Source organism: Candidatus Paracaedibacter symbiosus, from assembly GCF_000757605.1.
In the GTDB taxonomy this organism is placed as follows: domain Bacteria; phylum Pseudomonadota; class Alphaproteobacteria; order Paracaedibacterales; family Paracaedibacteraceae; genus Paracaedibacter_A; species Paracaedibacter_A symbiosus.
Genome location: NZ_JQAK01000004.1, coordinates 165,328 through 180,565, shown reverse-complemented (window position 1 = coordinate 180,565; position 15,238 = coordinate 165,328). Strand labels below are relative to the sequence as shown.

Genomic DNA, 15,238 nt, shown 5'->3' with positions numbered 1-15,238 from the left:
TTCATCGATTATATCTTAATTAAGACTCGATTTTTGGCGAGAAATCCCTCAAAATACGAAAAACGACCCTTATAAATTTGGAAAAAAATTAACAATGATTTCGATAAATCTAAAGGACGGCAGTGTTCGCTCCTATGATCAAGTAGTAACTGGATTAGAAATTGCTGCCTCCATCTCGAGTAGCTTGGCAAAAGAGGCGGTTGCTATTCGTGTTGATGGTGTTTTGAAAGACTTAACCTTGCCAGTTTCAAGTGGGACTACAATCGAAATTGTGACGAAAAAAGAGGCTGATGCCCTAGAGATCTTACGACATGATGCGGCGCATGTAATGGCTGAAGCTGTGCAGGAACTTTATCCAGGTACACAGGTCACCATTGGACCAGCCATTGAGAATGGATTTTATTACGACTTTTACCGTGAGACTCCTTTTACACCGGATGACTTGGTGAAGATTGAAGCTAAGATGCATGACATTGTCAAACGCGATGAGAAAATTGAACGAGTTGAGATGCCGCGCGATGAAGCAATTGACTTTTTCACCAAAATGGGTGAATCCTTTAAAGCCGAAATCATTGGCGACATCCCTGCCGGCGAAATAATTAGTCTTTATCGTCAGGGCAACTTCATTGATCTTTGCCGAGGGCCGCATTTACCATCTACAAGTCGGCTTGGAAAAGCTTTTAAGTTGATGTCTGTTGCTGGATCTTACTGGCGTGGTGATCATACAAAGCAACGCTTGCAACGTATTTATGGGACTGCTTGGGCGTCTGAACAGCAACTTAAAGACTACCTGACCCAGCTAGAAGAAGCGGAAAAGCGTGACCATCGCCGCCTTGGTAATGAACTTGATTTATTCCACATTCAAGAAGAGGCACCGGGCAGTGTATTCTGGCATGCTAAAGGCTGGTCGATTTATAAAACATTGGAAAACTTCGTTCGTAAAAAATTAGACCGCGATGGTTATGTGGAAGTGAGAACGCCGCAGATTGTCGATAGCTCTTTGTGGGAAGCATCTGGCCATTGGGATAAATTCCGCGAAAATATGTTTGTGGTGGAGTCGGAAGATAAGCTGATGGCGATTAAGCCGATGAACTGTCCGTGCCATATTCAAATCTTCAAACAAGGGATTAAAAGTTACCGTGATTTGCCCCTGCGGATGGCAGAATTTGGGTCCTGTCATCGTAATGAACCATCGGGGGCTTTGCATGGGTTAATGCGGGTGCGCGGGTTTGTTCAAGATGATGCGCATATTTTCTGCACTCCAGAGCAAATTATTTCTGAAACAAAACAATTTTGTGAATTGTTAAAGGAAATCTACGCGAGCTTTGGTTTTACCGATATTCGAATTAAATTCTCCGACCGTCCGGAAAAACGCGCCGGAACTGATGAAAATTGGGATAAGGCAGAGGCGGCTTTGCGGGAAGCGGCGATCGCAGCAGGTTTGGAATGCACACTTAACCCGGGGGAAGGTGCATTTTATGGGCCAAAGCTTGAATTCGTTTTGCGTGATGCGATCGGCCGTGATTGGCAATGTGGCACCCTTCAAGTTGACTTTATTTTGCCAGAACGTCTCGATGCCAACTATATTGCCGAAGATGGCAAAAAGCATCGCCCTGTGATGTTGCACCGTGCTGTGCTTGGGTCATTTGAGCGCTTTATTGGCGTGTTAATTGAGCACTATGCAGGGAAATTCCCATTGTGGTTGGCCCCAGTCCAGGTCGCTGTGGCTCCCATCACTGGGGAGGCAAATGAGTATGCAATGAAGGTTGCAGAAAAGCTTAAAGCTGCTGGTCTTCGAGTGGAATTGGATATCCGCAACGAAAAAATTAACTACAAGGTTCGCGAACTTTCTTTACAGAAGGTCCCGCTCATCTTTGTTGTTGGCAAACGAGAAGCGGAAAATAATGCCGTTGCCATTCGTCGCCTGGGTGGTGAAGCCCAAGAAGTGATGGATCTTGAGGCAGCCATTAATGCTATTCTCGAAGAAGCTAAAACCCCTGGAGAGTAGACATTACTTCCTTTGTTTCTGATGAATAACGCACCGTCCTCCCTCGTCAGAGGGGGGATGAGGATACCTATTCTTAAAATTAAGAATTACACCCCGCCTTCTTGTAAAAGATCTAATGAGGGGCGAGAGAGCCTAAAAATTAAACCGGCAAAAAATTCCTAGCATTAACCTTTTATTAAACACCTAAGCGCTAGCCTAATAAGTAAGATTGAGTAAAATTTTACATTAATTCTTCTTAAAAGGTAATATTAGAGTGTCTGGTCTATTACAAATTTTACGTGGGTTAGGGCCGATAAGGCTGGCAGCTGTGGGAACAGTGATGCTAGGCATTCTTGGCTTTTTCATCTATTTGATGAGCCAAACCACAGGTGGCAATATGACGTTGCTATTTTCACAGATTGAGCCTGCAGACGGGGCAAAAATTGTCGAGAAATTAGAATCAATGGGTATCCCCGTGCAGATTAAAGGGGATGGCACATTAATCTATGTTCCCGCTGATAATGTTGCACGAGCCCGGATGGATTTGGCGCAAGATGGGCTTCCCTCTGGAGGAATTGTGGGATATGAGATTTTTGACCGCAATGATCTGTTAAGCACTTCCAGCAGTATGCTCGATATTAATAAGTTACGCGCTTTAGAAGGTGAGCTCGCTAAATCTATTAAGACAATTTCTGGTGTAGCGTCTGCCCGCGTGCATTTGGTGATGCCAAAAAGAGAATTATTTAGTCGTGATAAAACAGATCCTACAGCTTCTATTATGCTGAAAATGAAAGGGATGACAAAGCTTACGAGCACTCAAATTCAGGCGATTCAGCATTTGGTTGCTTCTGCTGTGCCAAGCCTCCCTGCGGACAAAATTTCTATTATCGATGATAAAGGGAATTTGCTTGCCAAAGGCCATGAAGGTGAAGACGGCATGCAAGGATTGCTAATGCAACAAGAAGCCCAATCCAATTACGAATCAAAGCTTGCCAAATCTATTGAAGGATTGATTGAAAAAACCGTTGGGAACGGTAAAGTTCGCGTTGAAGTCTCATCCGATATGGACTTTGATCAAGTCACTGTGAATTCAGAAAAATATGACCCAGATGGTCAAGTAATTCGTTCAACCAATAACGCTGAAGAAGATGCTTCCAGTACAGAACCAGCTAACCAAAACGTGAGTGTGCAAAATGCATTGCCGCAAAATCAAACCCAAAATGGCGCGGGTAATCAAGGAACTAATACGAATAAGCGTAATGAGGAAAACGTCAGCTATGAGATTTCACGAACCGTTGAAAGTCATCGCAAGGAAATCGGTGGCATTAAGAATCTTTCTGTAGCTGTCTTGGTAGATGGAACCTATGTCAAAGAGGCCAATGGCAAGATGACTTATACGCCGCGCACCAAGGAAGAATTAGATCAAATTAAACTTTTGGTCCAAACAGCCATTGGTTATAAGGCTGACCGCGGAGATAAGATTGAGATCATCAATATGCCATTTGTTAAGGCTGATATGGAGGAAGAAACCCCTCAACAGGCCTCCAACCAATGGCTTGGTCAAATGGATACGACCAAAATCATTGAGCTGGCAGTTTTGGCGGCGGTTGGTATCTTGATCCTGTTAATGGTGGTGCGACCAATTATCCTGCGCGTTATTGAAAATAGTGGTGCGGCACAAGGGGATACGGAAGTGCAAGCGCTCCTTGCCTCCGCTCAGGGTCAATCCATGCTCCCTGGTCTGCCTGACTTTACAGGGAATAGTAACATGATGGACCCCTATGCCAACGGGGAAGAGGAAGAAGACGATGTTATGATCAGCATTCAAAATGTTGATGGTCGGGTGCGTGCGTCTTCCCTAAAGAAGATCGGTGAGATCATCGACAAGCACCCTGAAGAAGCAGTCACAATCTTAAGAAGCTGGATGTATGAAGAACCATGGAAACAAGAAAAGACTATATAAGCCTTTCAGGAGCTGAGAGAGTTTCTGTATTGCTACTGGCCTTGCCAGACGAACAGGTGACAAAAATCTTTGGAATCATGGACGAGGCTGAGATCAGAGAAATCGCTCAAACTATGTCCAATTTAGGGAAAGTGTCCGCCAACGTTGTCGAAATTATGTTCACTGACTTTGTGGAACAAATTTCTTCAACTGGCACATTGATCGGGACTTTTGAAAGCACCAGACGACTTCTCACAAAGGCGCTTCCCAAAGAAAAAGTTGACTCCATTATGGAAGAAATTAGCGGACCTGCTGGACGAACTATGTGGGATAAGCTCAGCAATATTAACGAAGAATTGCTGGCCAATTATTTGCGCAATGAATATCCGCAAACAATCGCGGTGGTGTTGACGCGGATTAAGGCAGACCATGCGTCAAAGGTTTTATCGCTTCTCCCAGAATCATTGTCCATGGAAGTGATTATGCGGATGCTGAAAATCGAAAATGTTCGTCGCGAAATTTTGGATGATATTGAACGCACGCTTCGCACCGAGTTTATGAACAACCTAGCCAAATCCTCAAAGCGTGATTCCTATGAGTTAGTAGCGGAAGTCTTTAACTTCTTTGATCGGGCCACGGAGACGAAGTTTATTACTTCTCTAGAAGAGCGAAACTTTGAGGCAGCTGAGAGGATTAAAAACCTCATGTTTACCTTCGAAGATATGGTCAAACTAGATCCAGGCTCTATTCAAAGCTTGTTGCGTACTGTCGATAAAACACGTTTGGCAATGGCACTTAAAGGGGCCTCTGAAGGAGTTCGCGAATCCTTTTTCAAGAACATGTCAGAACGTGCAGGCAAGATTATGCGCGAAGATATGGAATCCATGGGAATGGTGCGTGTCCGAGATGTGGACGAGGCTCAATCCTATGTTGTGGCCTTGGCAAAAGAATTGGCAAATTCCGGCGATATTGTGATTCGCATGGGTGCTGATGCTGGTGATGAGTTAATAGGATAATCGTGATGACTGCAACTAAACCGTTTATCTTTGAGAATGACTTTGATGACAAGCCGATTATGGTAGAGCCGGTTCTGCCATCGGTTCCAACTTTTTCAGAAGATGAACTGGCGATGGCCAAAGAAGTTGCTTATACAGCGGGTGTTGAGGAAGGAAGGCGGTTACAACAAAATGAAATCAACGCACAAATTTTACATTTGGTGACAAACTTTGAAGCCCAACTCACGCAGTTTATTGATAGTGATGTGTGCAAATGGCAGCAGTTACAGGCAGAGGCAGCACAATTGGCAAAAACCATTGCTTTAAAAATTTGTCTAACAGAAATAGAACAACATGCTGTGGACCGGGTGGTGACTTGTTTAGAGGCGACAACCAAAATGCTCCTTACGCGGCCTAAAATTAATGTCCAGGTTCATCCAGATATCGCTTCTCCCTTGACTGAGTCAATTAAGCAGATGATAGAGGCGGGGGAAATTAATGTGATGAGCGATGACACACTGGCAATCTATGATTGTCGCTTTCAGTGGCAAGAAGGGGGCGCCGAAGTCATTTTGAAAAATATTCAAAATCAAATTGATACGTACATAAATCAACTAGCAGAGTAGGACAGTAAAATGATTGACGATAAAGATTTAAATTTAGAAGAATTTGCCGACAATGCCGCATCCGCATCTCAAGATTACCATGATGATGATCGGGAAACGCTTGGTTCTAAGAATGGTGAAGTAGGAGCGGTTTATGGCGTGCCAGTCCAAGTATCTGCTGTTTTAGGGAGAGCCACCATGCCTGTCAGTCAGCTTTTGAAGCTAGGCCGTGGAGCAGTCGTGGAGCTTGACCGTCGTGTTGGAGAAGCAATCGATATCTATGTGAACAACAGATTGATTGCCAGAGGTGAAATTGTTGTGGTGGATGACCGTCTTGGGATAACCATGACAGAAATTATCAAGGCGGAACGGACATAGAGTATCTCTCCCTGTCATCCTCGTGTGTGACCCGAGGATTCAGGCTGTTCTTGTTTTTTAGTAAATACATGAACTCTCGGAGCAAGTCCGAGGATGACCTTGAAAAGGAACTTTAAGTGATGAAAGTAATGATTATTGGTGAATTTGCTGGACAGATCGGTGTGGCCGCAAAAATGGCAATGGCACGGGGTGCTAAAGTCAGTCATGTGGAGACAATTGACCAGGGACTCAAGTCATTACGGTCAGGTCAAGGGGCAGATGTTTTATTTGTTGACGTCAATCTTGACATTAAGCAGTTAAATAGTACCCTTACCCAAGAACGCTTTGTTGTCCCAATTGTTGCTTGTGGCATCAATACTGAACCAGCTGTCGCTGCCCAAGCAATTCGTTCTGGAGCGAAAGAATACATGCCTTTTCCTCCGGATGCAGATTTAATTGCCGCCATTCTGGAAACAATAAGTAAGCCGCAAGACTCTTTTATTTGCTGTGATCCGGCGATGCAGCGCATGGTCATATTAGCGGATCGGATCGCTCCTAGTGAAGCCAATATTCTCATTACCGGAGAGTCTGGGACAGGTAAAGAGGTGATGGCCAAGTACATTCACCTGAAATCGCAACGCGCAAACAAACCTTTTGTATCGGTGAACTGTGCTGCCATTCCCGAAAACCTTTTAGAGTCTGAGTTGTTTGGCCATGAGAAAGGGGCGTTCACTGGGGCTGTGGCGAGACGTATTGGTAAGTTTGAAGAAGCTAACAATGGGACGCTACTCCTTGATGAAATCAGTGAAATGCACCCCAGACTTCAGGCAAAATTACTGCGCGCTATTCAGGAAAAAGTCATTGACCGTGTAGGGGGTAGCAAGCCTGTTTCCGTGAATATTCGCATTATTGCCACCTCGAACCGCGATCTTGTGCAATCCTGTAAAACGGGTGATTTTCGAGAGGACTTATATTATCGCCTCAATGTGGTCAATTTGCACTTACCTACGTTAAGAGAGCGGCCGAAAGATATTGAGGCGTTAGCCACCCACTTCGTGAAAAAATTTTCAGAGTTGAATCATTTGGGGGTAATGACTTTATCTCCTGCAGCAGTCTCCGCGCTGGTAAAACACTCTTGGAGTGGCAATGTCCGTGAATTACAAAACACTATCCATCGAGCAGTTTTACTCGCGGGATCTGTCATTATTGAGGTAGAAGATTTATTTGACCCCAGTACTATGGCAACCAAAAATGTGAATGTAACGTCGACGCTCGATCGTCAGTTGTTAATTGGAACTACCCTCGCCACCATGGAAAAAGAATTGATTTTAGGGACACTCGATCATTGTTCTGGCAATAAAACCCATGCTGCCAATATCCTGGGGATTTCCATACGAACTTTGCGCAATAAGTTACATGAATACGAACTACACAAGTCGTCGATGGGTGAGGAGGTCAAATATGCAATGTGAGGTTTTAGGATCTCTCGCCTCTCATTTTTCCATTTTACCATGAACTATGCGAGGAATTGCTAAAATGCCCCAACACTTTAACCAGGCGGAATAATCGATGAGCGGACATTCATTTCAGTCAATTATGGAAGGGAATTTTAACCTTTCCAATTTAAAGTTCAGAACTGATATTGCTTTTGCGATCGGGTTGATGATAGTCCTCGTTCTCTTGATTTTGCCGGTGCCACCCATCCTCCTTGATCTGATGTTGGCAGGATCGATTGCCTTTTCCATTTTGATTTTATTGACCGCATTATTCATCGAAAAACCACTCGACTTTAGTGCCTTTCCCACCATTTTACTCGTTTCCACGATGATTCGGATGGCCCTTGATGTGGCATCTACCCGACTGGTGTTGACCTATGGGCATGAAGGAACACATGCTGCAGGCAAGGTGATTCAGGCTTTTGGTCAATTCATTATGGCTGGTAACTTTGTCATTGGGATTATCGTTTTTGCGATTTTGGTGATCGTTAACTTTGTCGTGATCACCAAAGGATCGGGACGTATTGCTGAAGTGTCTGCTCGTTTTAGTTTGGATGCGATGCCAGGTAAACAAATGGCGGTAGATGCTGACTTATCTGCTGGTCTTATTGACGAGACTGAAGCCAAACGTCGCCGTAAACAACTCGAAGACGAAAGTAACTTTTTCGGGGCCATGGATGGAGCGGCTAAGTTCGTCCGTGGCGATGCGATTGCCTCCCTCCTTATCACCTTCATCAATATTATTGGGGGTATTATTATAGGGGTAGCTCAGAACGATCTGAGTTTTGCCGATGCGATGCGCTGTTATACTATTTTAACTGTTGGTGATGGATTAGTCTCGCAAGTTCCAGCGCTGATTGTATCGACAGCAGCTGGTATGTTGGTTTCCAAAGCGGGTGTTGAAGGAACAGCGGATAAGGCTCTTGTTAATCAGCTGAGCGCTTATCCCACAGCCTTAGGATTGAGCTCTGGGGTGATGATTGCCTTGGCTTTTTTGCCAGGAATGCCTTTTTTGCCATTTTTTGTCCTGGCCGTTGCCACTGGCGTTTCCGCCTGGAAAATCAATGAAACGCAAAAACAAAAGAAAAAAGAAGAAGATGAATTTAAGGCGCAAGAAGATAGTGCAGCGCTCATTCGCCCTGTGTCTGATTCCAAACCTATTACCGGAAATATTGACTATATCCGCATTGAAATCGGCTATGGCTTGCTTCCATTAGTGAGCGCAGAACGTGGTGGTCGCTTGACGGAACAAATCAAGAATTTGCGTAAGCAATTGGCGCAAGAAATTGGCTTTGTCCTGCCGTCGGTTCGAATTCAAGATAATATCCAGTTGCCAGCAACGTTCTATAGCATCCGTATTAAAGAATTAGAAGCGGGACGGGGGGAGCTTCGCGCTGAACAGTTAATGGTAATGAATCCTAATGGTGATCATATTGATATTGAAGGTGAATTAACTCAAGAGCCAACCTTTGGCCTGCCCGCAAAATGGATCGCCGAACAACAGCGTGATGTTGCTGAACGACTTGGCTACACAGTGGTAGATGCGTCAACGGTGCTAACTACTCATATGACGGAAATTGTCAAGGAACATCTTTCCGAGTTGTTGTCCTATGCCGAAACGCAAAAGATGCTTGATGATTTGGGTGACAGTTATAAACGGTTGTTGAATGATATGGTACCCTCCCAAATTAGCATTGGCGGCATTCAAAGAATTCTCCAAAACTTAGTCAATGAGCGTGTTTCTATTCGTGACCTGCCAACAATTTTGGAAGCAGTGTCGGAGTCATGCAACTATACACGAAATGTGGGAACAATTACGGAACACGTGCGTTTGCGCCTGTCGCGCCAAATCACTTATAGTAATGCCGAGGAAGGAGGAGTATTAAAGATTATTACTCTCTCACCGAAGTGGGACCAAGCCATGGCAGCAGCTTTAGTTGCCGATGGAGATGCGAAACAACTTGCACTTCCCCCAACCCAAGTACAAGAATTTATTAATGATTTTCGCAAAACCTATGAACGGTTGGGGATGATTGCCGAAACAAGTGTTTTGGTGACAACCACTGCTTTGCGTCCTTTCTTACGGGCGATTATTGAGCGTGTCCGCCCAGCAACGGTGATCATGTCACAAAATGAGATCTATCCAACGATCAAAATTCAAAATGTGATTCAGATTTAAGTTCTATTTTGAGAATTTGGGAGAAATTTGCCAGCAAAAATAGCCAAAATGAATTTGGAGAAAGGGGGGGCAGTATAGACATCAGGAATAGAGACACAATTCGAGAGAAGACCTAGAGATAACGTTAGCTTGAGTATCTGTGTCAACTGTTGGAAAAGTTTTAAGGAAGAAGGCCTATGTGTGGGGGCCTCTCTCCTAAACCCAGTAAGCCATGGTGACTTAATCAAACAAAGATTGCGTGTATTTTTTGAAAGATATAATATCATCCTTTTTAAAATAAGGGAGACGAGGCGCATAGGCCCAATAATAAGTTTCTCTTCCTGGTAAAATTGATAGGGGATAAATGAGATCTTTCCACTCTAAAATCTTATATTCATGACCATGCTTGAAATGATGATGACAAATCGCCTTTCTATGATTATCTAAATCCTCTAGTAAATCATCGGTTCTCTCTTCGGGAGGGATCATCTCTTCTTGCCCCATGAGAAGCATATCATCAAAAACAAACAAAGCACTTGGTTCACCATCAGCGGATAAAAATAGGAAGGTGCCTATTGAATCCAGTAGATAATATTCGCAAATCTTCTTCTCATTGATAAAACGATAAAAAAATTCAATAAAAATTGGATCTGTAATTCCCATAGATTCTAAAGATTCATAGGAAATGATATTGGTTAAATGGCGAGTAAGTGAATAGAAGTACTTATTTTGTGTTTGGACAATTAGATCCTCTAGTTTCTGCAGCACTTCTGGATCATGTTTTTCAATAAAATAGTCTATATCCTTAGCATTAAAGGCGTCGATAGCGAGCTTCTCACTGGCCGCTCCAGTTAAAATGATTTTTTGAATATGAGGAGAGTTAATACTTTGGCAAACTTCTATACCGTTCATTCCGGGCATGTCATAATCGACAATCATTGTTGAAATTTGTTGAAATCTTGAAGTTGCATAAATTTCTTCATAAAAACTTTCAATATGTCCGCTCAATAAACTTTCTGCAGATTGGACTACCTGGTTGTACGAAACATTGCTACTGCTTTGATTTATATACTCAACAGCTTTAAACGGATTATCAAGAGCTTTATAGCTAGCAATAGCTGGATTAAGGCTGTTCTTTAATCTATCTAAGGTGTCGTAGTTATCATCTATCAACAATACTTGCGTTGGGGAAAAGAAAGGGAGTAGGGTGTTCATTTAAATATAAACTTTCAAATGTTACTTATTATGTTATGTGTATAATCATAATATGTTGTTTATTATATTATGTGTCTAATATGTTACAAAATATTTAATGCTCATTTATGATAGGGAAGCTTAAAACAAATTCAGTAAATTCTCCTTCCTTTGAATGACAAATAATATTTCCTCCTAGATTTTCCATAACCATTTTACAAAACGCTAATCCTATTCCTGTACCATATTTAGTTTTGCTATAAAATTTATCAAAAATATGAGGCAGAACATGCGATGATATACCTTTACCTGTATCTCTTACGTAGAGTTTATTGAAATCTTTTTCGACACGAGGTGTGAGAGTAATATTTCCTTTATTGGCAGCTCTTACGTAATAGATACTGTTTTTTAGCAAATTGAATAAAACGTGTCTAATTAACAAATCATTACCTCTAAATTTAAAATCCTCATGAGTTATGTAACTTACCAGTTTTCTATCATTGCCACTAAAAGGATAATATTTTATCGCTTCTTCCAGGCATTGCTGCATAGAACAAACTGTGGTAGGTGTTTCCTTGAAGTCTTCCTTAAAATTCATTAACAAGATATCAATAAAAGAGAAGGCGTTCCGATTTGTTTTTTCAATACTCTCAGGGATTTGACTAATAAATTCTAGCTGATGCTGTTCTATTTTTTCGATATCACTTCCTTCATTTTTAGCTGACTTATAAGCTTTAATTAAAATAGGTAGGTATCTTTTCAAGCCATAGGCTATCGTAGCAATTGAAAGTAAAGGAGTCCGCATTTCATGGGCTACAGCACCAGCAACTGCTTTAATTGTTTGGAACCGCTCATTTTCCAGCCTTTCTTTATTACGAGAAAAGAGGCAACCAATAATGAACAAGGCACCATAAATATAGATAAAGTTAGGTGGGAAGCCTTGTTGAAATATTACCTCTTGCCCTGTAGAAATGAATAGCAAATAGCCTAAAAGAATTCCTAACACATAAATAATAATAAGAAGAATATAATCTACGATTAGAAAAAGAATAAATAATCCTATGGAGATATTTATTAACCAATCAATCGAGATTTGATTTTTTAGCAAGGAATAGATCCCAAAAATGGGCAAGCAATAAAGCAACGTTAAAAACCAATACAGATTAAGGTATCTCTTTAATTGTATAGGCCATTTTTTTACAAAAATTAAGGGAAAACACATCAGAGCGGCACTGAAGCGAAATATAGCGCTCTCGTCAGTACCAAGAATATTTAGGATAAAATAGCTTACAGGATAATTAATAATGCCAAAAATGCCAAAATTTTTGTATTGAGCGCCTCCGAATCCTTCAATTCTTCGATCTAGAAATTCAAGGAATCTTTTTCCTAGATTCATTTGTTTTTCCTTTTTTACTTTCGCCCTACAAAGCTATATACCTAATTTATCAGAATAACCTTAATAAAATTTTAGAAACTTGGCATCTTCTCTGCTATGACGATAGAAAACTTGTTGGCCTTGTCCATATCCGAGGAAATTACATTTTTTATTACAATGTTTTCTTTCGCAAGGTATTTTTTAACAGTTTCTATAGATGGTTTTCTAGAGTTTAGGATATTGAATTCTTGTCCTTTATCAATTATAATGCTCTTATTTCTAATTTTTATTGCTTGATCGGTAGTGGCTTTTAATAAAAGCTCTACAGTTCTTTCCTGGCTATTCCATCTGTACATATGTTCAAATGCTTCCGGGCTAAAATTTTTCAAATTAAGAGTAAATTTTAAGTAGTACATTGCGTTTAAGAGAAGTTCCTGTCCCATCTTCGTACTATAGGCACTTTCTAAAAGCGCTTCATCTTGATTTGTGTCAGTCCCAAATAAAAGATAATCATTTTTATTTAAGAAGGATCCAATCTTTCCTATCAATACTTCAATATCAGTGTCGTTGCTATTCCCAAAGATATACTGACCAAAAGATATCATAAGTTTTTTATCATTAGGGTGAAGTTCATTTTCGATTATCTGAAAAGCATTTGTGGACAAGAAATCCACTTCTAACGCTTGTGTTTTTATATTGTTAAAGTGATTTTCTATTATTTTACAGGCTTCTTCTGCATATTCTAAGGTTGCATCAATTGCCTTATAGGTAGAAAAGCCTATGTGTTCTTTTAAAGCTCTTAAGAAGGGAACTGTCTTTGAGGTAATAGCGGTGTGTGAACCAGGGCCCATTTCTAAAACATGTGTTATACCTTGAAAGTTTTTACATATTTCTTTGGATGTTTGGGTTAGCAAATTGCTTTCCATTTTAAAAGGATAGTAGGCATCTTGTCTTAATATATCCTCATAAATGTAGGGCCTGTACATATAAACATATTTTGCCATATGTGCTTTTCTTGTGCCCGTAAACAGATCAATGTAATCTTGTTCTATACTCATAAGTATTCTGTCCATTTTTTTAATATTATTATTTTTCTACTACAACATAATTTTATTATAGTTTGCCGATTTAATGGGGTGCGAATAAGAGGCCTCTATATTAATTTTTTGCCCATTTTTTCTTTTTGATTTAGGTCCGTCCTTTTCAACACCGATAGAATAAACTACTCTCAGTTTTTTTATGCGAAGAGCCTGTCTATCTTCACTATTCATTATATGGTACATTTTTCCTTTCCTCAGAAAGAAACAATTTTAAAAGAGAAATTTATAAATGTTATCCCATTATGTTTATGGTTTAAAAGTTATACAGATTCTAAAAAATGGCAATAAAATATTAGTGGTGAAAATTTACAAAAATAAAACTTAAGATGCAACATAATATATAGAGGAGCTATCTTGGGGCCCCGGATTTAGCAAGCGATTTTTAAGGGTTGAATGCAAATAGGCTGAATTGTAAGGGGCGAGCGTTACCCTTTTATAAAGGGCCCCTATATCGAGAAAAATTAAATTTTTTTCTCTTCCTTTTAATAAGAAAAGAAGGCTTACTATTTAGATAGTTTTAAAGGGTTTTTAAAATTCTTACTTTCTAATTTTTCAAAATGCTTAACACCTTAGGTGCATAGAGCCTAGCATAAGCATGCTTTTTCTCCGCAACCTCTTATTTTACAGTATCAGAATAGGCCGCCTCTATTTGTTAGGCTATGCACAATTTTCGCTCTTATCTCTCTGAAGTCACACTCTACAACAATTTATGGCAAAAGTTAACTTGAGGGTACCGCCGCCTTATCCCTTAAATAGTGTCACAGTGAACCAGCGTCTTGGACATAGTCTTCAATAATCTGGTTGGCTGGATTACTGAAAAATTCATGAGTTGGTCCAAAGGCAATTAACTCTCCTCTGTGCATATAAGTTGTATAATCGGAAACTTTTAAAGCCTGCTTGAGACTGTGTGTCACAATGACAATCGTGTATTCCTTTTTAAGCTCAAGAATTAAATCCTCAATAAGGCTTGATGACTTTGGATCCAGGGAGGAGGTGGGCTCATCAAGTAATAGAACATTGGGTTTTACAGCAATCGACCGCGCCAAGCAAAGACGTTGCTGTTGTCCTTGAGATAATTCCATACTATTTTTTGACAATAAATCTTTAACTTCATCCCAAAGTGCTGCTTTTTTTAACGCCCACTCAACTCGTTCAGCCATATGTTTGGTGCTTAGTTTTTCATACAGTTTAACTCCAAAAGCAATATTATCAAAAACAGACATTGGAAAGGGAGTTGGTTTTTGAAATACCATACCGATGTTCTTTCTCAGCAATAGCAAATCTTCTTTACCCTCCAAAATATTCTTGCCATTAATATATATTTGTCCAGTGGCTTTATTTTCAGAATAAAGACTATAGATACGGTTGAATGTCCTAATTAAGGTTGATTTCCCACTCCCGGAATGACCTATTAATGCGGTAACTTTGTTTGCCTCAATTGACAGATTAACATTTTTAAGGGCATGATATATTCCATAATAGAAGTTGAGATCAATAACTTTAATTTTATATTCCATTTGAAATCCATTTTTTGATTAAACATTAATTCAGAATAATTTTTTTCCGAAAGATTACTCTTACAATAATGTTAAGCGTTAAAACAAATACCGTTAATAAAAGCGCGCCAGCCCATGCTAAATCGTGCCAATCGGTATAAGGACTCATTGCATATTGAAAAATGACAATGGGAAGACTTGCAATTGGGTGGTCCATATTCCAGCTAAGAAATTGGTTATTTAGGGATGTGAATAACAATGGTGCTGTTTCTCCACTAATGCGTGCAATGGATAAAATAATCCCTGTAATGATGCCTGTTTTTGAGATTGGTAGAATAATACGAAAAAATAATTTCCATCGGGGGGCTCCTAGAGCTGCTGCTGCTTCTTTAAGCTCTCGGGGGACAAGTCTAAAAACGCTTTCAGAAGTTTTGATGATTACCGGAATGGCAATCGTAATAACTTCGTATAGCATACATTATACGAAGTTATACGATAATAAAAGCTCTACAGTTCTTTCCTGGCTATTCCAT

General features: G+C 40.5%; 13 protein-coding genes. 7 read left to right on the top strand and 6 right to left on the bottom strand.

The genetic code is table 11. From position 1 onward, the window contains the following. The first annotated feature begins 94 nt into the window (after window positions 1-94). From thrS to flhA, 7 genes are all read left to right on the top strand, one after another. Complete coding sequence (gene thrS, locus IG80_RS0109335) at window positions 95-2,008, top strand: threonine--tRNA ligase (RefSeq protein ID WP_032113781.1); 1,914 nt, start codon at window positions 95-97, stop codon at window positions 2,006-2,008. A gap of 253 nt (window positions 2,009-2,261) precedes the next feature. Continuing rightward, window positions 2,262-3,950, top strand: coding sequence for a flagellar basal-body MS-ring/collar protein FliF (gene fliF, locus IG80_RS0109330; RefSeq protein ID WP_032113780.1), 1,689 nt, complete (start codon window positions 2,262-2,264; stop codon window positions 3,948-3,950). After that, window positions 3,926-4,945 (top strand): flagellar motor switch protein FliG, encoded by a 1,020-nt coding sequence (fliG, locus tag IG80_RS0109325; protein WP_032113779.1) that lies wholly within the window; start codon window positions 3,926-3,928, stop codon window positions 4,943-4,945. The genes fliF and fliG overlap by 25 nt, the downstream gene beginning before the upstream one ends. A gap of 5 nt (window positions 4,946-4,950) precedes the next feature. Next, window positions 4,951-5,550, top strand: a complete 600-nt coding sequence (locus IG80_RS0109320; RefSeq protein ID WP_032113778.1) for a FliH/SctL family protein — start codon at window positions 4,951-4,953, stop codon at window positions 5,548-5,550. 9 nt (window positions 5,551-5,559) lie between these two features. Continuing rightward, complete coding sequence (gene fliN, locus IG80_RS0109315) at window positions 5,560-5,907, top strand: flagellar motor switch protein FliN (protein WP_032113777.1); 348 nt, start codon at window positions 5,560-5,562, stop codon at window positions 5,905-5,907. Window positions 5,908-6,026: 119 nt separating this feature from the next. Next, window positions 6,027-7,358: a sigma-54-dependent transcriptional regulator gene (locus IG80_RS0109310; protein WP_052046301.1), complete on the top strand. Its 1,332-nt coding sequence runs from the start codon at window positions 6,027-6,029 to the stop codon at window positions 7,356-7,358. 97 nt (window positions 7,359-7,455) lie between these two features. After that, window positions 7,456-9,561, top strand: a complete 2,106-nt coding sequence (flhA, locus tag IG80_RS0109305) for a flagellar biosynthesis protein FlhA (protein WP_032113776.1) — start codon at window positions 7,456-7,458, stop codon at window positions 9,559-9,561. Window positions 9,562-9,780: 219 nt separating this feature from the next. Here the strand turns inward: flhA and IG80_RS0109300 are convergent, their stop codons facing one another. The 6 genes from IG80_RS0109300 to IG80_RS0109275 form a co-directional block, all read right to left on the bottom strand. After that, complete coding sequence (locus IG80_RS0109300) at window positions 9,781-10,755, bottom strand: response regulator (RefSeq protein WP_032113775.1); 975 nt, start codon at window positions 10,753-10,755, stop codon at window positions 9,781-9,783. Between the two features lie 94 nt (window positions 10,756-10,849). Then, a complete protein-coding gene (locus IG80_RS0109295; protein WP_032113774.1) occupies window positions 10,850-12,130 on the bottom strand; it encodes a sensor histidine kinase in 1,281 nt (426 codons plus the stop codon). Window positions 12,131-12,201: 71 nt separating this feature from the next. Continuing rightward, window positions 12,202-13,167: an L-histidine N(alpha)-methyltransferase gene (locus IG80_RS0109290; RefSeq protein WP_032113773.1), complete on the bottom strand. Its 966-nt coding sequence runs from the start codon at window positions 13,165-13,167 to the stop codon at window positions 12,202-12,204. Window positions 13,168-13,206: 39 nt separating this feature from the next. Next, window positions 13,207-13,380 (bottom strand): hypothetical protein, encoded by a 174-nt coding sequence (locus IG80_RS0109285; protein WP_156962152.1) that lies wholly within the window; start codon window positions 13,378-13,380, stop codon window positions 13,207-13,209. A gap of 587 nt (window positions 13,381-13,967) precedes the next feature. Beyond that, a complete protein-coding gene (locus IG80_RS0109280; RefSeq protein ID WP_032113771.1) occupies window positions 13,968-14,726 on the bottom strand; it encodes a phosphate ABC transporter ATP-binding protein in 759 nt (252 codons plus the stop codon). Window positions 14,727-14,751: 25 nt separating this feature from the next. Further along, a complete protein-coding gene (locus tag IG80_RS0109275; RefSeq protein ID WP_052046300.1) occupies window positions 14,752-15,180 on the bottom strand; it encodes an ABC transporter permease subunit in 429 nt (142 codons plus the stop codon). Between the last annotated feature and the right edge of the window lie 58 nt (window positions 15,181-15,238).